The organism is Bradyrhizobium sp. HKCCYLRH2060 (assembly GCF_051168135.1).
Lineage (GTDB): Bacteria > Pseudomonadota > Alphaproteobacteria > Rhizobiales > Xanthobacteraceae > Bradyrhizobium.
Map to the genome: position 1 here is coordinate 53009 of NZ_JBNPUK010000010.1, position 19955 is coordinate 72963.

General features: G+C 64.8%; 11 protein-coding genes. 4 read left to right on the forward strand and 7 right to left on the reverse strand.

From position 1 onward, the window contains the following. Positions 1 to 67: 67 nt before the first annotated feature. A complete protein-coding gene (locus tag ACQR10_RS19960) occupies positions 68 to 358 on the forward strand; it encodes a DUF6496 domain-containing protein (protein WP_315805422.1) in 291 nt (96 codons plus the stop codon). A gap of 238 nt (positions 359 to 596) precedes the next feature. Here ACQR10_RS19960 and ACQR10_RS19965 read toward each other — a convergent pair whose 3' ends face one another. Further along, the gene (locus ACQR10_RS19965; protein ID WP_316217670.1) at positions 597 to 1475 is read right to left on the reverse strand and encodes a Ku protein; all 879 of its coding nucleotides are present in this window, start codon (positions 1473 to 1475) and stop codon (positions 597 to 599) included. Positions 1476 to 2141: 666 nt separating this feature from the next. Here ACQR10_RS19965 and ligD point away from each other — a divergent pair. Continuing rightward, positions 2142 to 4838, forward strand: coding sequence for a DNA ligase D (ligD, locus tag ACQR10_RS19970; RefSeq protein WP_316217669.1), 2697 nt, complete (start codon positions 2142 to 2144; stop codon positions 4836 to 4838). 48 nt (positions 4839 to 4886) lie between these two features. Here ligD and ACQR10_RS19975 read toward each other — a convergent pair whose 3' ends face one another. Next, entirely contained in the window at positions 4887 to 5051 is a 165-nt protein-coding gene (locus tag ACQR10_RS19975; protein ID WP_006614022.1) for a DUF3309 family protein, read from the reverse strand. A 170-nt stretch (positions 5052 to 5221) separates the two neighbouring features. On the opposite strand from ACQR10_RS19975, the gene ACQR10_RS19980 reads away from it, so the two are divergent. Next, positions 5222 to 5533: a polyhydroxyalkanoic acid system family protein gene (locus tag ACQR10_RS19980; protein WP_315717996.1), complete on the forward strand. Its 312-nt coding sequence runs from the start codon at positions 5222 to 5224 to the stop codon at positions 5531 to 5533. Here the strand turns inward: ACQR10_RS19980 and treY are convergent, their stop codons facing one another. Genes treY through treS form a run of 5 tightly spaced genes read right to left on the reverse strand, consistent with a single transcriptional unit; the run spans position 5534 to position 17621 of the window. Then, on the reverse strand, positions 5534 to 8335 hold the full coding sequence (gene treY, locus ACQR10_RS19985) for a malto-oligosyltrehalose synthase (RefSeq protein WP_316217667.1): 2802 nt from the start codon (positions 8333 to 8335) through the stop codon (positions 5534 to 5536). It abuts the gene before it with no gap. Positions 8336 to 8337: 2 nt separating this feature from the next. Further along, positions 8338 to 10104 carry a malto-oligosyltrehalose trehalohydrolase gene (gene treZ / locus ACQR10_RS19990; protein ID WP_434863834.1) on the reverse strand — a complete coding sequence of 589 codons (1767 nt, stop codon included), beginning with the start codon at positions 10102 to 10104 and terminating at the stop codon, positions 8338 to 8340. After that, positions 10101 to 12176, reverse strand: a complete 2076-nt coding sequence (gene glgX, locus ACQR10_RS19995) for a glycogen debranching protein GlgX (protein ID WP_316217665.1) — start codon at positions 12174 to 12176, stop codon at positions 10101 to 10103. The genes treZ and glgX overlap by 4 nt, the downstream gene beginning before the upstream one ends. 4 nt (positions 12177 to 12180) lie before the next feature. Next, entirely contained in the window at positions 12181 to 14319 is a 2139-nt protein-coding gene (gene glgB, locus ACQR10_RS20000) for a 1,4-alpha-glucan branching protein GlgB (RefSeq protein ID WP_316217664.1), read from the reverse strand. Further along, a complete protein-coding gene (gene treS / locus ACQR10_RS20005; protein ID WP_316217663.1) occupies positions 14316 to 17621 on the reverse strand; it encodes a maltose alpha-D-glucosyltransferase in 3306 nt (1101 codons plus the stop codon). The genes glgB and treS overlap by 4 nt, the downstream gene beginning before the upstream one ends. Before the next feature lie 354 nt (positions 17622 to 17975). Here treS and malQ point away from each other — a divergent pair, with 354 nt between their 5' ends. After that, positions 17976 to 19928, forward strand: coding sequence for a 4-alpha-glucanotransferase (malQ, locus tag ACQR10_RS20010; protein WP_434912049.1), 1953 nt, complete (start codon positions 17976 to 17978; stop codon positions 19926 to 19928). Positions 19929 to 19955 lie beyond the last annotated feature (27 nt).

Below are 19955 nucleotides of genomic sequence, written 5' to 3' on the forward strand. Positions count from 1 at the left end.
CAGTCCCTCAAAGCGGAACCATCGCTCACCCTCGTGATTTCTGTGATATCACAGGGAGACCATGTTGATGGCACGCAAAACACGCAAATATTCCAAGGGCGCGTCCAAGGACGTCGAGCGCGCGATGAAGAAGCGCAAGGCAGGAACGTTGAAGAGCGGCGGCTCGGGCCGCAAGGTCAAGAGCCGCAAGCAGGCGATCGCGATCGGTCTGTCGGAGGCGCGCCGCGAAGGCAAGAAGGTGCCGCCGAAGAAGAGCGCCAAGTCATCGGCGAAGAAGTCCGCCAAGAAGGCGAGCAAGAAAAGCACGAAGAAGACTACCAAGAAAACGACGAAGAAGAAGTCGAAGAAGAAGAGCTGACGAGGCGATCATTCGGGCTACGATCATCGCGCACGCCATGACCCGCAGCCGTCGCAAAATTCTCCGCTGTCGTCCCGGCGAACGCCGGGACCCATAACCCCAGGGAGATGTTATTGCGCGGGATGTTGGACGAGTCTTGTCTTACAATACCCGCCGCAGAGTATGGGTCCCGGCGTTCGCCGGGACGACGGGGCGGTGGTGTGGAGGCCGCTTGCGCCACGCAGGCAGCTGCTGGCCTTCACCCCGCCTTCCTCTGCCGCGCCGCCGACCGATGCGCCTTCTTCGCGGGGCGTCGATGCGCGCTCGTCCGCCGTGACGCCGCACGCGCTGTCTTTTTTCCGCCCTTGCCCAGGCTCTGTTTCAGCGCGTCCATCAGGCTGACGACGTTGTCGGGCCGCTCCGCCGGCTCCGGCAGCTTAATCGGCTTGCCCGAGGCCTTGCGCTTGACCAGCGCCTTCAGCGCCGTCTCGTACTGGTCCTTGAACTCCGACGGCTTGAAGTGCGCGGCCTTGGTCTGCAGGATGTGGCCGGCGAGCTCCACCATGTCCTTGGTAATCTTCGGCGACTTGATGTCGTCGAAGAACTCGGTCTCGTCGCGCAGCTCGTAGGGAAAGCGCAGTGTGGTGCCGAGCATGCCCTTGCCCATCGGCTCGATGGCGATGACGTGCTCGCGGTTGGTCAGCACGATCCGCGCCAGCGCGACGCGATCCTGCTCCTTCATCGCGTCGCGAATGACCGCGAAGGCGTCGACCGCCGCCTTGCCGTCGGGAGCGATGTAATAGGGATGGTTGAGATAGCGCTGGTCGATCTCCTCGCGCGGCACGAAGCTGTCGATATCGATCGTATGGTTACTCTCGATCTGGACCGCCTCCAGCTCCTCCGGCTCGATCTCGACATACTGCCCCTTGGAGAGTTCGTAGCCGCGGCCCTTCTGCTCGCCTTCGACGATGTCGCCGGTCTCAGAGTCGACCATCTGCTGCTTGAGCCGGTTGCCGGTCTCGCGGTTGATCAGATGGAAGCGCGTCTTCTCGACCGAGGTCGACGCCGGATAGAGGACGACGGGGCAACTGACGAGCGAGAGTTTGAGCGAGCCTTTCCAGTAGGCGCGGGGGGCCATCGTGGTCTCCTTGGACAATCCGGACGAGGCTGCAACGGGCAAGCATCGGTGTGGGTTCCATGGGCCCCGGCGAGGGTCGCTTCGGGAAAAAATAATTCGCTTGACGACTTCGTAAAATCAGCATTATGGTCCGACCCATTCCGTTGCGTCGGAGGGGACGTATCGCGGTCGTCACGGACGTCGGCAGCGGAATGCGATGGGCGTGTCGGGTTGCAGCGTGATTGACGTTGCGCCGACGAACGATCTGGCACGCACGGTCAAGTCGCGCGGTCCTGGCCTCCCGACGCTGAGGTCAAGTTTGCGAGGATGCTTTGTGCATCGCGCGGATGACGGTGGCCAACAAGCCCGGCGCACCGGGGAGAACGCGAAGCAGCTGTTAAAACCGTCGCGCAGGGAGGGCCGGGATGACTCGGCTGCACCTGTGGTACCTGCCGCCTGCATTTCTTTCGCAGGCGGGCCATGGGGGCGGCGAGCTCCCGGCCTTCCCTGCGCCCTCTCATCGGCAGAGGGTGGACCATCGCAACACCCGGGCTTTCCTCAGCCGCGGGAACGCGGAACTTTGCCCGGTGTTATCAGGTGGATGCGAGCCGCGCCGGCGCCAGCGGCGGAGCCGGTTCCACGACCCTGCCGGCTTTGCTACGCTACCACTCAACACGAGGGATCACCGTGGCGCTCAGGAAGCTTTCCACCTATCGCAAGAAGCGCGATTTCGACAAGACGGCAGAGCCGTCCGGCGACGCCAAGGTCGCGCGTGCGGCGCGGCCGCGCTTCGTCATCCAGAAGCACGACGCGACGCGGCTGCACTACGATCTCAGGCTGGAGTTCGGCGGCGTGTTCAAGTCGTGGGCCGTGACCAAGGGGCCGTCGCTCGATCCGCACGACAAGCGGCTCGCGGTCGAGGTCGAGGACCACCCGCTCGACTATGGCGATTTCGAAGGTACGATCCCGGAAGGCGAGTATGGCGGCGGCACCGTCATGCTGTGGGATCGCGGCCATTGGGACAGCGAGCACCCGGAGCGCGGCTTCAAGAAGGGCGACCTCAAGTTCACCCTTGAAGGCGAGAAGCTGCATGGCAGCTGGGTGCTGGTACGGATGCGTCATGATCGCACGGGCGGCAAGCGCACCAATTGGCTGCTGATCAAGCACCGCGACGAGTTCGCCCGGGAAGGCGAGGCCAACGACATCCTGGAGGCGGACAAGTCGGTCGCCTCGGGCCGCACGATGGAGCAGATCGCGGCCGGCAAGGGCAAAGCGCCGAAGCCGTTCATGCTCGCCAAGACGCAGCGCATGAATGCCGACGCGGTGTGGCACTCCAACCGCGGCGACGGCAGTGCCTCTCCAGAGAAGGCGTCTCCCAAGAAGACGCCGAAGTCCAAGGCCGCGAAAGCGGCCGCTGCTCCGAAGACGGTCGCACCGCGAACCGTGTCGTCGCTGCCGGACTTCGTGCCGCCCGAGCTCTGTACTTCGGTCGCCCAGCCGCCGAGCGGTGAGGGCTGGGCGCATGAGATCAAGTTCGACGGCTACCGCGTGCAGATCAGGGTGGAGGACGGGAAGGCGACTTTGAAGACGCGCAAGGGCCTGGACTGGACGGCAAAGTTCGGTGCCATCGCCGAGGAAGCGGCTGAATTGCCGGACGCGATCATCGACGGCGAGATCGTCGCGCTCGACAAGGACGGCAATCCGAATTTCTCGGCGCTGCAGGCGGCGATCTCGGCGCGCGAAACCGACGAGCTGATCTTCTTTGCCTTCGACCTGATGTTCGCGGAGGAGTTCGACCTGCGCCGCCAGCCTTTGCGCGAGCGCAAGGCGCGGCTGGCGAAGCTGCTGAAGGCGCACATCAAGGGCAAGGCGCCGCGCATCCGCTATGTCGAGCACTTCGAGAGCGACGGCGAGGCCGTGCTGGAGTCGGCGCGCAAGCTGTCATTGGAGGGCATCGTCTCCAAGAAGCTGGACTCGGCCTATCATTCGGGACGGACGGAGAGCTGGACCAAAGCCAAGACCAGGCCCGGCCACGAGGTCGTCATCGGTGGCTGGAAGACCACCAACGGCAAATTCCGCTCGTTGATGGTCGGCGTCAACAAGGACGATCATCTCGCTTATGTCGGGATCGTCGGCACCGGCTTCGGCCAGGACACGGTGAAGGAGATCATGCCGGCGCTGAAGGCGGCGGCCTCCGACGAGAGCCCGTTCGGCGGCAAGAACGCGCCGCGCAAGACGCGTGAGGTGCATTGGCTGAAGCCGGAGCTGGTCGCCGAGATCGAGTTTGCGGGCTGGACCGCGGACAACAACGTCAGGCAGGCCTCGTTCAAGGGACTGCGCCAGGACAAGCCGGCCCGCGAGGTCGTTGCCGAAAAGCCCGTGGCTGCGGCCAAGGTGGCGAAACCTGTGGCGCGCGCGGCGGCCACGGCCGCGACCGTCGGCACCACGCTGCACAAGACGCCGTCACGCACGAAGGGCGCGGCGACCGTGATGGGCGTTGCGATCTCCAAGCCCGACAAGGCGCTGTGGCCGGACGCCGGCGACGGCGAGCCCGTCACCAAGCTCGATCTCGCCAACTATCTGGAAGCCGTCGGCGACTGGATGATCGATCATCTGAGGGGACGGCCGTGCTCGATCGTACGTGCGCCTGATGGCATCGGTGGCGAAAAATTCTTCCAGCGGCACGGCATGCAGGGCATGTCGGACCTGCTCGAGCTGGTCAAGGTCTCGGGCGACCGCAAACCGTATCTGCAGATCGACCGCGTCGAGGGATTGATCGCGGTCGCCCAGGTCGCCGCCGTCGAGCTGCATCCATGGAATTGCGCACCCGACGCCTATGACGTTCCGGGCCGGCTGGTGTTCGATCTCGATCCGGCGCCGAACGTCGCCTTCGAGGAGGTGATCGCGGCCGCCAAGGAGATGCGCCAGCGCCTGAAGAGCCTCGGTCTCGAGAGCTTCTGCAAGACCACGGGCGGCAAGGGTCTGCACGTGGTGACGCCGTTGCTGCACGGCGCGCGCGACGGAGTGAGCTGGCCCGAAGCGAAGGCGTTTGCGCAGGGTGTGTGCAAATGGATGGCGAACGACAGCCCGGAGCAATACCTGCTCAACATGTCGAAGAAGCTGCGCGGGGGGAAGATCTTCCTCGACTATCTGCGCAACGACCGGATGTCGACGGCGGTCGCCGTGCTGTCGCCGCGCGCCCGCGAAGGCGCCACCGTGTCCATGCCGCTGACCTGGACGCAGGTGAAGAACGGGCTCGAACCCAAGCGCTACACCATCCGCACCGTACCGGCGCTGCTGGCCAAGACCAGGGCGTGGGATGGTTATGAAGATGCCGCGGGCTCGATCAAGGCGGCCATCAAGAAGCTCGCAGAGACGTCGTAGTCGCTCGGGCAGACGTGGTGTCTGCCCGAGCCGATCGCCTCAGAAGGATCAGATACGTCCGAGCAGGACGAGGATCAGCACGATGACGATGATCAGGCCGAGACCGCCGCCGCCATAGTAGCCGGTGCCGTAGAACGGACCGCCGCCGATGCCGGAAAAGCCGCCGAGCAGGGCGATGATGAGAATGATCAGGATGATAGTTCCGATGGACATGTGCTTCCTCCAGTGCCCGGCAGCGGGGCGACAACGTGCTCTGCCTTCGCCGAGGAAACTGGTCGGAACTTCGAAAGTTCCGTGCGGGAAACAGGTAAAATTCGGAGCGTGTCTTTGCGGTCGTAACCAGCAATGACTACCTGAAGGCAGTTGTTAGTCAGGAGATCGCGATGTCAAGACCGCTTGTCGTTTCCATTCCGCATCGCCTCGGCAAGGACGAGGCCGTGCGCCGGCTCCAGGCCGGTCTCAGCCGCGCCGCGACCAGCGTTCCGGTCCTGAAGGTCGACGAAGAGCGCTGGGAGGGCGACAAGATGATCTTTCGCGTTCGCGCTCTGGGTCAAGCGGCGTCGGGCCATGTCGACGTCGCCGACGATCACGTGCGTGTCGAGGTCGTGCTGCCCTGGCTGTTGCAGCGCTTTGCCGAGGCGGCGCAGTCCGCGATCCGCAGCCGCGGCCAGCTGCTGTTGACGAAAAAGAGCTGATCAGCCCGGCGTCGATGCTGTCTGACGTCGACCAGCCGGGTGGGTTGCCGCATCGGTCCGCGCTGGGATCACTGCTGCAGGCAAATGTATGAAGACGGAGGACACCGCAAGGATGCCGTCCTGTATGTCCGCAGATGTGTAGCCGCGGGCATGAACCTCGGCTTCGAAACCATCCGGGTGGGGCCACACCCGGCCACCGTCGGTGAAGGGCGCAAAGTTGCGCGCAGTGACGACGACGACGGCGTCCCGCCCATGCCGCCGTGCGAAGGCAATGATGTGATCGGCATGACGTCCGCTCACCTCGAGCGGCTCATGGGAACCGTCGGTGAAGACCGCGGGCATCTCGTTGCGCAGCCGGAGCAGCCGCCGTGTCCAGGCGAGCTTGATGCGGCCATCCGGCCAGTGGTCCGCCAAGCGGGCCCAATCGGGACGCTCGCACTCGCGCAGCGCCCGTTCGCGCGCGGCGAAGTCCACCGGTCGGCGATTGTCGGGATCGACCATCGAGAGGTCCCAGAACTCGGTGCCCTGATAGATATCCGGCACGCCGGGCATCGTCGCCTTCAGCGTGAGCTGTGTCAGCGAGTTCAGCGCGCCGAGCAAAGCGGTCCGCCTGGAAAGCGTCTCCAACGACTGCAGGAACTCGGGCGAGCGGTCGCGATCCAGGATGCGGTCGATGAAGCTGCGCAGGCCGTTCTCATAGGCCTCGTTCGGATTGAGCCAGCTGGTCTCGTCCTTGCCCTCCCGCGCCGCCTTCAGCGCATAGGCCTGCAACCGCTCCGCAAGGCTCGGGTCGGCGCCAGTTGCGGGCCAGATGCCAACGAGCGTCTGGTACAGCATGTATTCGAACGCCGCCGAGGGCGCGCGCATCTTGCCATCGGTGATGACGTGCGGCGCGTTCAAGGTCTTCCAGCGCGCCATCGCGGACGTCCAATCGTTGGGCAACTCGGTGATGGCGGCCAGCCGCGTGCGGGCATCCTCGCCGCGCTTGGTGTCGTGGGTAGCGGTGGCGGTCATGCCGTGCGGCCAATGCCTGGCGCGATCGTGCATCAGCTTGTGGAAGTCGGCGATCGTCAGAGCATGCGCCGCCGGATCGCCGCCGACCTCGTTGAGCGCGAGCAGCCGGTGGAAGCGATAGAAGCCGGTATCCTCCAGCGACTTCGCCATCATCGGGCCGGTGAACTGCTGCACCTTCAGCGCGAAGCGGCGCACACGTGGGACGCTGTGGCTGGTGCTGCGGTCGCGCTTGATCAGATCCATGGTGAGCGTATCGCGCAGGAAGTCGAAGATCGAGCCGTCGGAGGCGAACCATTCGGCGCGGGCGCCGGCTATGGCGTGATCGATCAGCTTGCGATCGGCCTCGGTCGCCCCGGCCGCGGTGAGATAGGTGCGATAGACCGGGAAGTGAAGAACATACAGTTCGAGCGCCTGGCGCAGGCTGTCTTCCGAATAGTCGCGCGTCGAGTAGTGGCCGTTGGCGATGCGCGCCAGGAGGCGTGTCAGCACGGTGAACTCGCTGGTCAGCAGCGTTTCCAGCACGCGCCGCTTGGCCTCCTTGATGACGGGCGCGAGCTTCGGCGGCTTGTTGCTGATCTGGCGCCAGATCTCGTCCAAGGGCTCCAGGCCGTTGCCGTCGATGAGCAGCTGGGTGATGACGTTCATCCACTCGTAGCCGGTGGTGCCGTTCACGCCGGCAAAGCTCGGCAGCTTCTCGTGCTCGCAGAGAATCTTCTCGATGACGACGTAGAATGGCCCGGCCGCGGGCCCCCGAGCGTCGCGGATCAGCCGCCGCAGCCGCTGGAAATATTGTGCGGGATCGCGCAGGCCGTCGATATGGTCGAGCCGCAGACCCTGCAGCTGGCCATCCGCGATCAGCTTCTTGACCAGCCGGTGGATCGCTTCGAACGTGCCAGCATCCTCGACGCGCAGGCCGGCCAGCGTGTTGACGTCGAAGAAGCGGCGGTAGTTGATGTCGCTGGACGCAAGCCGCCAATGCCCGAGTTTGTAGTTCTGCCGTTCAAGCAGATGGTGTAGGGCCAGCGTCTGCGTCGGTCGGCCCTCGCCGGCCTGATACGCCGAGAGGCCTCGCGCGATAATGTCGCCAGCCCCGGGAATGGCCTTGAGTGCGGCCTTGAACGCCGGGGCTTCCTTGCGGTTCGGATGGCGCAGGCCGCGATAGCGCGACGCCAGGTCGAGGATCGCCTTGCCGGCCTCGCTGCTCTCCTCACCGGCCTCCTTTACGATGATGCGCAGCACCTCGCCATAGCGCTCCGGCGCGATCGGCAGGCGATGCTCGAAGTACCAGCAGGAGAACGAGCCTTCGTCCGGGTCGTAGCGCAGCTCGATCTCACCATGTTCGAGCGCATGGCCGTAGGACGTCCCGATGATCGGCAGCAGCACGCCGCCCCGGGCGCGATACGGCAATTGGTCCCAGTCGATGTCGAACGAGGCTGCATGCGGCGACGCCTGGCCCCATTCGAGCACATCGAGCCACCATGGATTGTCGTCGAAATGGACGCCGACATGGTTCGGAACGAAATCGAGGATGAGCCCGAGATCGTGCGACTTCAGCGCGGCGCTCAGCTTGGCGAAGCCGTCCTGACCGCCGAGCTCAGGATTGAGCTTGGTGTGATCCGTGATGTCGTAGCCATGCGTCGAGCCCTTGCGCGCCGTCATGAACGGCGAGGCGTAGACATGGCTGATGCCGAGCGCCTTCAGATACGGCACGACGCGCGCCGCTGCTTCGAAATTGAAGTCGGCGGTGAGCTGCAGGCGGTAGGTCGCGAGCGGAATGGCAGGAGGCATGATTATCCTCCGATGCTCCAGAACACCGACCAGGGTGGCAGGCGATCGCCCGGCGTGCCGCCCCAGATCGGCGTGCCCTCCGAGCCGCTGCGCGGCGCGGGCACCTCGTTGTCCGAAACGTTGGCGAGCAACCGCAGCGTCGCGCCGTCGCCCATCGTCCAGTGCGCAGTCAGGCAGCCATCCTCCGTCACGTCGGCCTTGCCGAAGGATGCGCCCGGCAGCCGCGGTGCCACCTCCCTGTGGCGCACGGCGAGGAGCCCGCGCACCAGCGTCAATCGCTCGCGTCCCGGCGATGCGTTGCGGGCGTCCCAATCGATGATCGCGGATCTGAACGTCTCGATGTCCAGCGGGTCCGGGACCTCGTCGCCATACTTGGCGTATGCCCACTCATATTCCTTGCGGCGCCCCTTGCGCACGGCGTGCGCGAGATCGCCCTGGAAATCGCAGAAGAACGGGAAGGGCTGCTTCGAGCCCCATTCCTCGCCCATGTACAGCATCGGCACGGTCGGTGCGAGCAAGGTGACGGCCAGCGCAGCTGCGATCCCTTCCGGCGGCGCCAGCGATTCCAGCCGGTCGCCGAACACGCGGTTGCCGATCTGGTCGTGGTTCTGCAGGAAGTTGACGAACGCCGCGGGGGCCAGATGACCGCTTGGTTCACCCCGGGCCATGCCACCCCAAAAGGCGGCCTGCTCGCCTTGATAGACAAAGCCCGAGGCGAGCGCGCGAGCAAGCCCGCGCCGCGGCGATTGTTGGTAGTCGCCGTAGTAGCCGCCGGTCTCGCCGGTCAGCATCACATGCCAGACGTGGTGATAATCATCGTTCCATTGCGCGCGAAACTTGCCCCGCGGCGGATCTTCTGCCGCGTCGAGCATGCTGGCCCGGTTATCACCGTTCTCGAGCACGAGATGGATGTGACGCCCTGTCTGCTCGACGAGCCTGCCGACGGCGGCGCTGAGATCATGCAGCATCGGGATCTCACGCTCGTTGGCGAGGATGTGGTTGACGGCATCGAAACGCAGCCCGTCGAAGCGATAGTCCGTCAGCCAATGCAGCGCGTTCTGAATCGCGAAGGCGCGCACTTCGGGGTGCCGGAAGTCGATCGCACTGCCCCACGGCGTGTGAGCGTCCGTGAAGAAGGTCGGTGCATACAGGCCGATGTAGTTTCCTTCGGGGCCGAAATGGTTGTAGACGACGTCGAGGAAGACCATCAGCCCGCGCAGATGCGCCTCGTCGATCAGTGCGCGCAGATCATCGGGACGCCCATAGACGCTGTCCGGCGCGTAGAGCAGGACGCCGTCATAGCCCCAGTTGCGGGAGCCGGCGAAGTCCGCCAGCGGCATCAGCTCGAGCGCGGTGATGCCGGTTTCGACGAGATGATCGAGCTTGTCGATCATCGCGCGGTAGGTGCCTTCCGTCGTGAAGGTGCCGACATGGCTTTCGAGGAACACGGCGTCCTGCCATGGACGGCCGCGCCATTTTTCGGAGCGCCAGGTGTAGGCGCGGTGGTCGATGATTTCGCTCGGGCCGGAGACATCCTCTGGCTGGAAATCCGAGCCGGGATCTGGAACGTCGAGCTCATCATCAATACGAAACTTGTACCGCGTGCCGGCGCCGACCCCGGCGACGTCGAGCGAATACCAACCACCATCCCCGCGCTGCATCTCATGCTTGACGTCGAGGATCAGATCGACGCGCTTGGCGGCGGGCGCCCACAGCCGGAACGTCGTGCCGTCCTGCGTGAGCCGAGGTCCGAATTGACGGCCGTTCATGACTGGCCCGCATACGCCAGCACGGAGCGGGGCGGGGCCTTGAGGTCCGTGCCCGACGCGAAGTCGATCGGCGTCTGCTGGGCTTCGGTGGTGTTCAGGACCTGTTGCCACGTCTTGTATTCGGCGAGCTTGGGCAATTTGAATCCGATCTCTTCGGGAGCCGCGTTCAGAACGATAAGGATCGGAGCCTGCTCCTGTTCCACCGGAGCGAGCACATAGGCGAGAAATCGTCCGTCAGGAAAGGTCCAGTCGGTTTGCGTCATCTCCTCCGCCGAAGGCGTCAGCCACAGCACGCCGAAGCTTCCGTCCGACCGGCGGCCGTCGAGCCAGCGGCGCGCGCGAATCTGGCCGAAGCGGCGGCGCAGCTCGGTCATGTGCGCGATGAAGTCGATGAGATCATCGCCCTCGCGGCCCATGCCGCTCCAGTCCACCCAGCCGACCTCGTTGTCCTGGCAATAGGCGTTGTTGTTGCCATGTTGCGAGTTGCCGACCTCGTCGCCTGCGAGCAGCAGCGGCAGGCCCTGCGCGAGCAACAGACAGGCGAGCTGGTTCTTGCGCGACTGCCGCCGCAGCGCTGTGATCGCCACGTCGTTGGTCGGCCCCTCATGACCGAAATTGTTGCTGAGGTTGTCGTTGGAGCCGTCGCGATTGTCCTCGCCGTTCGCCTCATTGTGCTTGCTGTTGTAGCTGAAGAGATCGGCCAGCGTGAACCCGTCATGGACGGTGACGTGATTGACGCTGGCGCGCTGGGTGCGGCCGTCATGGTTGAAGATGTCGGAAGAGCCGGTCATGCGGCTCGACACCTCGCCGATCAGGCTGCCTTCGCCGCTCCAGTAGCGACGCATGGCGCTACGATAGCGGTCGTTCCATTCGGACCATTGCGAGGGGAATGCGCCGACCTGATAGCCGCCGAGACCGACGTCCCATGGCTCTGCGACCAGTTTGACGCTCGCCAGCACCGGGTCCTGGCGGATCGCGGTCAGGAAGCCGCTGCGCCGGTCGAAGCCGTGCTTCTCGCGCGCGAGCGTGGTGGCGAGATCGAAGCGGAAGCCGTCGACGTGGCAGACTTCGACCCAATAGCGCAGCGAGTCCATCACCATCTGCAGCACGCGCGGATGGGTCAGGTTCACCGACGAGCCGCAGCCGGTGAAGTCGTCGTAGAAGCGCGGATTGTCCGGCTGCAGCCAGTAGTAGGATGCGTTGTCGATGCCGCGGTAGCACAGCGTCGGGCCGAGATGGTTGCCCTCGGCGGTGTGATTGTAGACGACGTCGAGCATGACCTCGATGCCGGCATCATGCAGCCGCGCCACCGTCGTCCGGAAGGCATCGAGCGGATTGTCCTGCGCGTAGCGCAGCTCCGGCGCGAAGAACGAGATGGTGTTGTAGCCCCAGTAGTTGACCAGCTTCTTCTCGACCAGCACGCGGTCGTCGATGAAGGCGTGGATCGGCAAGAGCTCGATCGTGGTGACGCCGAGCCGCTTCAGATGCTTGATCATCGCCGGCGACGACAGACCGCCATACGTGCCGCGCAGGTTGGGCGGCACGTCATCGCGCTTGTTGGTCAGGCCCTTGACGTGGGCCTCGTAGATGATCGTGTCCTCCCACGGGATCTGCGGCCGCATCTCGCGCCGGCCCCAGTTGAAGGTCTCGTCGATGACGACCGCCTTGGGCATGCCGCGCGCGTTGTCGCGCCGGTCGAACGAGAGATCCTCGCGCGGCGAGCCGGCGCGGTAGGCGAAATGGGCATCGCTCCAGACCAGCCGGCCGGCGAGCCGCTTGGCGTAGGGGTCGAGCAGCAGCTTGTTGGCATTGAAGCGGTGGCCGCGCTCCGGCTCGTACGGGCCGTAGACGCGGTAGCCATAGAGCTGCCCTGGCGAGACGTCGTTGAGATAGCCGTGCCAGACATCCTCCGTCCGCTCCGGCAATTCGATCCGCTCGATCTCGCGCCGGCCCTGGCTGTCGAACAGGCAGAGCTCGACCTTCTCGGCATTGGCGGAGAACAACGCAAAGTTGGTCCCCCGTCCGTCCCAGGTTGCTCCGAGGCGGGCGTGGCTCCCAGCGGCTAGGCGCATTGCGTCAGGCTTCCGGGAGGAGAAATACCGCTGCCATGGGCGGGAGGATGAGGTTGAACTGGTGTTCTTCAGAGGCATGGACCTGGCCGACATTGCCGACATTGCTGCCGCCATAATGCAGGGAGTCGGAATTGAAAGCTTCCCTCCATCTGCCGCCGAACGGCACGCGGACCCGATAATTGTAATACACGTTGGGCGAAAAGTTCACGACCACGACGCAGCGCGCGTGCTCATCGTAGCCCTTGCGCACCCAGGCGAAGACGTTGCGGTCGGAGTCGTCGGTGATCAGCCACTCGAAGCCGTCCGGCTCGCAGTCCCGCTCGTGCAGCGCCGGCACGTTGCGGTAGAGGTGGTTGAGGTCGCGGATCAGGGCCTGGATGCCGGCATATTTGGCGTCGCCGAGCAGGTGCCAGTCGAGCGAGGTATCGTGATTCCACTCGCGCTCCTGGGCGATCTCGCAGCCCATGAACAGCAGCTTCTTGCCGGGATGCCCGAACATGAAGCTGTAATACGCGCGCAGGTTGGCAAAACGCTGCCAGTCGTCGCCGGGCATCCGGCCGAGGATGGAGCGCTTGCCGTGCACCACCTCGTCATGCGACAGCGGCAGGATGAAGTTTTCCGAAAAGGCGTAGTGCAGGCCGAACAGGATCTCGCCGTGGTGATATTTGCGGTGGATCGGGTCCTTGCTGATGTAGCGCAAGGTGTCGTGCATCCAGCCCATGTTCCACTTGTAGCCGAAACCGAGCCCGCCCATGTCGACCGGGCGGGACACCTGCGGCCACGCCGTGGATTCCTCGGCAGCCGTAGTCGCCTGCGGGAAATGGCCGAACACCTCGATATTGGTCCGGCGCAGAAACTCGATGGCCTCGAGGTTCTCGCGCCCGCCATATTTGTTCGGAATCCAGCCGCCGGAGGGACGGCTGTAGTCGAGATAGAGCATCGAGGCGACGGCATCGACGCGCAGGCCGTCGACGCCGTAGCGCTCCAGCCAGAACAACGCGTTCGAGCGCAGGAAATTGGCGACTTCGGTGCGGCCGAAATTGTAGATCAGCGTGCCCCAGTCGAGATGCCGGCCCTGCATCGGGTTGGCGTGCTCGTAGAGCGCGGTGCCGTCGAAATGGCCGAGGCCGTGCGGATCATCCGGGAAATGGCCGGGCACCCAGTCGAGCCATACCGCGAGGCCCTCGCGGTGGCACGCATCGACGAGCGCACAGAAGTCCTCAGGACTGCCGAAGCGGCTGGTCGGCGCGAACAGGCCGGTCGGCTGATAGCCCCAGGAGCCGTCGAACGGATGCTCGCTGACGGGCAGGAATTCGATGTGGGTGAAGCCCATGTCGCGTGCATAGGCCGGCAGCTGCTCGGCGAGCTCGCGATAGGTCAGCCACTGGTTATTGTCCTTGCGCCGCCAGGAGCCGAGATGCACCTCATAGATCGAGACGGGCCTGTTCAGCTTGTTGATGTCATGCGGCGCCGGCCGAGGTCGCGGCAGGCTGGTCTCGTCGACCACGATCGACGCGGTCTTGGGACGCATCTCGGCCGCGAAGGCCATCGGGTCGGATTTCAGCGGCAGGTGCTCGCCCTGCGGACCGATGATGTCGAATTTGTAGTGGTCGCCGGCCCTGGCGCGGGGAATGAACAGCTCCCAATAGCCGTTGCCGCGCACGCGCATCGGGTGGCGCCGCGCATTCCAGAAGTTGAAGTCGCCGACCACGCTGACGCGGCGCGCGTTCGGCGCGAGCACGACGAAGCCGACGCCATCGACGCCGTCGATCACCATGGGATGCGCGCCGAGCTTGTCGTAGAGCCGCTCGTGGTTGCCTTCGCCGAGCAGGTGCAGGTCGAAGTCGCTCAGGATCGGCAGGAAGCGATAGGGGTCCTCGAGGTCGGTGACGTGGTCGCCGAATGTCGCCCGAAAGCGATAGCGCTGCAGCGATGGCATGGTCCCGGTGAACAGGCCGGCATCATGGATGCGCGTCAGCGGGGCGACGTCGCCGTGCTCGCCGACCACTTCGACGCGGGACGCCTCGGGCAGGAAGGCGCGCACGACAGCGCGCCCGTCGACATTGTGCTGACCGAGATAGCGAAACGGGTCGGCGTGCCGGCCCTCGATGATCGCAAACGCCTCGGGAGAAAGATGGGTCATGAGGACTCGCTGACTGATGCTGGCTCGGACAGGACGCGAAGCAGGTTGCTCAAAGCGATGCGCAACCAGTCCGGCCGGTGAGCCAGATCATATTCGAGCGCTCCGAGGGCTTTTTCCAGCATGAAAAAGTTAAGGAGCGCCTCCGCCGTATGCGGATCGTCCGGCCAGAGGCGCTGATTGGCCTTGATCTCGCGATAGCCGGCCAAAAAGGCCGTCGCGGCCTGGTCGCGCCATTCCGACAGCGCCGCGGCGATACGGCCGTGATCGTCCGGGCCCGCCCTCAGAGCGCGCTCCTGGGCGACGCGGACCGAGCAATCGATCGAGCGCAGGAAGCCTGCGATGTCGCGCGCCGGCGGCGCCTTGCGCCGACGCTCGGCGAGCGGCTGCTCCTCGTCCCCGTCGAAATCGATGATGAAGATATCGTCCTTGACGATGAGGATCTGGCCGAGATGGAAGTCGCCATGCAGCCGGATGTCGCAGCCGCCGATCTGGTGCGGAATCAGGCTGCTCAGGCGCTCCGATATCTCACCACGCCTCGCGAGCACCTGATCGGCCAGCCCTCGTTCCGGGTCCTTGAGGCGATCGCGGCGCTCGCTCAGGCCCGTCAGGACTCGGCTTGCCTGGGCGCGCAGCCGGTCGATCCAGTGATCGAGATGATCTGCGGTGGTCGGCTCCGGCGCAAAATCGGCGATGTCGTTGCGTGAGGCCAGGGCCGCATGCAGCTCTCCGGCCCGCCGTCCGGCTTGCGTCATGTAGCGCAGATAGGGCGGCAGCTCCTCGCTCTGGCGCGCGTCGCCGCTCGCGGCGAACACGCGCTGATCGTCGATGTAGCGGTCGAGATAGGCGGCGGTGACGGTCCAGCCGTCACCCTGGTTCTCGACAAAGCCATGGACGCAGCCGATCGTCTGCCGCTCACCGTCCTGGATCACTTCGACGCTGCCGAGCAGCGGCGGCACGTTGGCGAAGCCGACGGTCTCGGTCAGGAAGCGACCGACGTCGATCTCCGGATGCGATCCGGCCTCGAGCTCGCGATGGAGCTTGATGAAGAACTCGTTGTTGACGACAGCCTTGCTGCTGCAACGGTCGGTCTCGATGATGCGCACCTGTTCCGACTCGCGGATCGGCTTGTCGGGAAATCGCGACGTCGGACGGAATTCCAGTCGTATCCCGTTCTCTTCGACCACAAGTGACTGTGCAAGGTTGCGCAGCAGCAGCGCTAGAAAGATGGGATTGGTGGCGGCATCCAGCAGGGTGCCCTCGCGGGCGCCCTGGCGCACGGCGGCGAATGCCTGCGGATTATAGCGCTCGCGGTCGAAGCGGACCCACTCGATCTGCATCGGCAGCAGGTAGCGCTGCTCGTCCTTGCGCTCGGCCGACTTGAAGAAGATCAGCCACGGCCTGTTGTCGCCGATGTCACAGAACGGGATCGCGGAGGTCAACGTCGGATGGATCGCCTCAGGCGAGCGTTCGGGATACCAGCGCGTGCGCGCGAGGTGGCCGGGAAGCACGTCGCGCTCGAACAGGCTGCGGGTGCGCGCCAGCGACACCCAGGTCGAGCCGAGCGGGACGACCAGCGTCTCGAATTCCGGCACGGCGCGCTGAACGACCGGCTCGGACTTGTCGCGCTCCTTGAGCTGGAACCAGTAGAAGCCGTAGGGCGCGAGCGTGATCATGTAGGGCAGCTCGCCGATCGCGGGAAAGCGCGACCGGCCGAGCATCTCGATCGGCACGCGATCCTTGAACGGCGAAAGATCGAGCTCGGTCGCCTGTGCCGAGCGCGACAGGTTGGCGACGCAGAGGATCACCTCGTCCTTGTATTGCCGCACATAGGCCAGCACCGACCGGTTGGCCGGGCGGATGAAACTCATGGTGCCCCTGCCGAAGGCCAGCGTCGACTTGCGCACCGAGATCAGCTTCTTGGTGGCATTCAGCAGCGACGACAGGCTGCGCGACTGCGCTTCGACGTTGACCGCCTCGTAGCCGTAGACCGGGTCCATGATCATCGGTGCGTAGAGCCGTGCGGGGTCGGCACGCGAGAAGCCGCCATTGCGGTCGGGCGTCCATTGCATCGGCGTACGCACGCCGTTGCGATCGCCGAGATAGATGTTGTCGCCCATGCCGATCTCGTCGCCGTAATAGATGATCGGCGTGCCCGGAAACGACATCAGCAGCGAGTTCATCAGCTCGATCTTGCGCCGGTCATTGTCCATCAGCGGCGCGAGGCGGCGGCGAATGCCGACATTGATGCGCGCGCGCGGATCGTTGGCATAGGTCGACCACAGATAGTCGCGCTCGACATCGGTCACCATTTCGAGCGTCAGCTCGTCATGGTTGCGCAGGAACAGCGCCCATTGGCAGGTCGAGGGGATATCGGGCGTCTGGCGCAGGATGTCGGTGATCGGGAAGCGGTCTTCCTGGGCGATCGCCATGTAGAAGCGCGGCATCAGCGGGAAGTGATAGGCCATGTGGCACTCGTCGCCCTGGCCGAAATACTCCTGCACATCCTCGGGCCACTGGTTGGCCTCGGCCAGCAGCAGCTTATCCTTGGCGTAATTGTCGAGCTCGACACGCAGGCGCTTGATGATCGCATGCGTCTCCGGCAAGTTCTCGTTGTTGGTGCCGTCGCGCTCGCAGAGATAGGGAATGGCGTCGAGCCGGAAGCCGTCGACGCCGGCATCGAGCCAGCGCTTCATCACCTGGACGATCGCGTTGACCACGCGCGGATTGTCGAAGTTGAGATCCGGCTGGTGCGAGAAGAAGCGGTGCCAGTAGAACTGGCCGGCCTCGGGATCCCAGGTCCAGTTGGACTTCTCGGTATCGGTGAAGATGATTCGCGTGCCGAGATATTTCTGGTCGGTGTCGCTCCAGACGTACCAGTCGCGGGCGCTGGAGCCGGGCGGGCTGCGCCGGGCGCGCTTGAACCAGTGATGCTGGTCGGAGGTGTGGTTGACCACGAGCTCGGTGATCACCCGCAGGCCGCGCCGCTTGGCCTCCTGGATGAAGCGCTTGAACTCCTTCATGGTCCCGAAATCGGGATTGATGCTGCCGTAGTCGGCGATGTCGTAGCCGTCGTCGCGGCCGGGCGAGGGGTAGAACGGCAGCAGCCACAGTGTGGTGACGCCGAGGTCCTGCAGATAATCCAGCTTGTCCGTGAGGCCGGCGAAGTCGCCGACGCCGTCATTGTTGCTGTCGGCGAACGCCTTGACGTGCAGCTGGTAGATGATCGCGTCCTTGTACCAGAGACCGTCGCCGTCGGTCTCGGTCTGCAGGCTCGGCGAATCCAGGGATGACATCAGGTTCATGAGGCCCTCACCTAGGAGAGAGGATGATGATGCGGCTGCGATCGGAGGCGTCTCGAAAGATGTCTCGGCCTCGACAGATGCGGCTCTCCTCAAAAGAGGGCAGAATAGGGGAGAAAGCGTCTTTGAGGGCGACGCTCTCGAACGTGTGCGCAAATTTGTTCACGGTGATGCCATTGACAAGAAAACGGCGTCCCGGTTCGCTAGAAACCGAGACGACCCCCTTACAAGGCGGCAAGGCTCGTTTTGTTCCCTGGGGAACGACGGCCTTGGCGCGGCGTTAGAGGCTTATCCTCTTGCTGTCCCACAACAATTTTACGACGTACGACTTGCCGTTACGTCCAGATCGCGTGCCTAATGGATCTCTATAGCGAAGCTCATAGTCTCGGAATCCTGACAGAATTCTACGATGGTCAGGGGCAGCGTCGCGTGACCGACGAAGCGGCACTCAAGATCATCGTCGAGGCCTTTCCCAGGCCCACGCCGCATCGGCTGTTGAGCGGTGCGATCGTGATTCGGTCCGGACAGCCGGCGCGCAGCCGGCTGAACGAGGCGGCGAAGCTGCCGGTGAGGTGGACCATCAGGCATGGCGACGCCGAGATCGCGAAGGGAGACGCCGGCGAGGTCCTGGTCGAGTGGCCGGGCGATCTGCCGGTCGGCAGCTACCGCCTCGAGCTGGTGGATGCGTCGTCGTACCGCGAGGAGCTGCCGCTGCTGGTCGCACCGGCGAAGGCCTTCGCCGGCGATTTCGATCGCGTCTGGCTGCTGGCGGTCCAGCTCTACGGCATTCGATCCGGCCGCAACTGGGGCATGGGCGATTTCACCGACCTTGCCAATCTCATCACCCTGTGCGCCGAGCTCGGCGCCGATGGCGTCGGCCTCAATCCGCTGCACGCGCTGTTCGACGACCGGCCGGGCGATTTCAGCCCTTATGCGCCGAACAGCCGGTTGTTCCTGAATGCGCTCTACGTCGATGTGGAGCAGGCGCCGGGCTTTGCGAACGGGCCCGACAGCAAGGCGCTGGAGCCGCTGCGGCGGGCCGAGCTGGTGGACTACAAGGGGGTGGCGGCGTTGAAATGGCCGGCCCTGCGCGCCGCCTTCGACGCCTTCATGGCCGCGCCCGACGCCGCGGCCGCTGCGGAGTTCAAGGCCTATCGGGCCGAGCGCGGCGAGCTGCTGGCGCGCTTCTCCTGCTTCGAGGTGTTGCGGCATCGCTTCCAGAAGCCCTGGTGGGACTGGCCTGAGGAGTGGCGGCGGCCCGATGCCGCGCGCTGCGCGGCGCTGCTCAGCGGCGCCGACCGGAGGGAGGCCGAGTTCATCGCCTATGTGCAGTGGCTCGCCGAGCGACAATTGCGCCATTGCCGGGATCTCGCGCATCGGCTGGGAATGAAGGTCGGCTTGTATCTCGACGTCGCAGTCGGCGTTCAATCCGACGGCTTCGATGCCTGGAACGAGCAGGGCGCCATCTCGCGCACGCTGTCGGTCGGAGCGCCGCCCGATCCGTTGAACACGGTCGGGCAGAACTGGGGATTGGCCGGCTTCAACGCGCCGGGGCTGGCGCTGAGGAATTTCGAGCCGTTCCGGGAGATGATCAGGGCGTCGATGCGCCATGCCGGCGCGATCCGGCTCGATCACGTGCTCGGTTTGAAGCGGCTCTATCTGGTGCCGCACGGATTTCCGGCCAAGCAGGGCGCGTATGTGCAGATGCCGTTCGATGCGCTGCTCGCCGCGACCGTCATCGAGAGCGTGGCCAACGACTGCATCGTCATCGGCGAGGATCTCGGCACCGTGCCTGAAGGCTTTCGCGAGCAGATGGCCGATTGGGGACTGTGGTCCTACAAGGTGATGATCTTCGAACGCGACGACAACGGCCGCTTTCGCGACGTCGACTTCTATCCGCCGAATGCGCTGGTGACGCTGAACACCCACGACCTCTCGACCTATGCCGGCTGGCGCTCGTTCGGCGATCTCAAGACCAAACGCGGGCTCGGTATCGATCCCGGCGAAAGCGACCAGGATCGCTGGGACGCCTTGGGGCTGTGGGACGAGGTGCTCCGCCACAACGGCATTCAGGCCAACGACGTCCACTCGGCGATCGCCTTCCTGTCGCGGACACGGTCGCGGCTGCTGGTGATTTCCCTGGAGGATCTGCTGCAGGTGGTCGATCAGCCCAATATTCCCGGCACGATCGACGAGCATCCGAACTGGCGCCGCAAGATGCCGGTCAAGCTCGAGGACATCACGGGTGCGACCAGCGTCGCGGCGTTGAAGGCGGCGACCGCCGAACGGATCAGCCCGGCCGGCGTTTAGAATGCGGGGATCGAGGGGGCAATTGCA

Coding starts and splice junctions, on each gene's coding strand:
- ACQR10_RS19960 (WP_315805422.1), top strand. CDS start 68: ATGGCACGCAAAACACGCAAATATTCCAAGGGCGCGTCCAAGGACGTC.
- ACQR10_RS19965 (WP_316217670.1), bottom strand. CDS start 1,475: ATGGCCCCCCGCGCCTACTGGAAAGGCTCGCTCAAACTCTCGCTCGTC.
- ACQR10_RS19975 (WP_006614022.1), bottom strand. CDS start 5,051: ATGTCCATCGGAACTATCATCCTGATCATTCTCATCATCGCCCTGCTC.
- ACQR10_RS19980 (WP_315717996.1), top strand. CDS start 5,222: ATGTCAAGACCGCTTGTCGTTTCCATTCCGCATCGCCTCGGCAAGGAC.
- treY (WP_316217667.1), bottom strand. CDS start 8,335: ATGCCTCCTGCCATTCCGCTCGCGACCTACCGCCTGCAGCTCACCGCC.
- treZ (WP_434863834.1), bottom strand. CDS start 10,104: ATGAACGGCCGTCAATTCGGACCTCGGCTCACGCAGGACGGCACGACG.
- glgX (WP_316217665.1), bottom strand. CDS start 12,176: ATGCGCCTAGCCGCTGGGAGCCACGCCCGCCTCGGAGCAACCTGGGAC.
- glgB (WP_316217664.1), bottom strand. CDS start 14,319: ATGACCCATCTTTCTCCCGAGGCGTTTGCGATCATCGAGGGCCGGCAC.
- treS (WP_316217663.1), bottom strand. CDS start 17,621: ATGAACCTGATGTCATCCCTGGATTCGCCGAGCCTGCAGACCGAGACC.
- malQ (WP_434912049.1), top strand. CDS start 17,976: ATGGATCTCTATAGCGAAGCTCATAGTCTCGGAATCCTGACAGAATTC.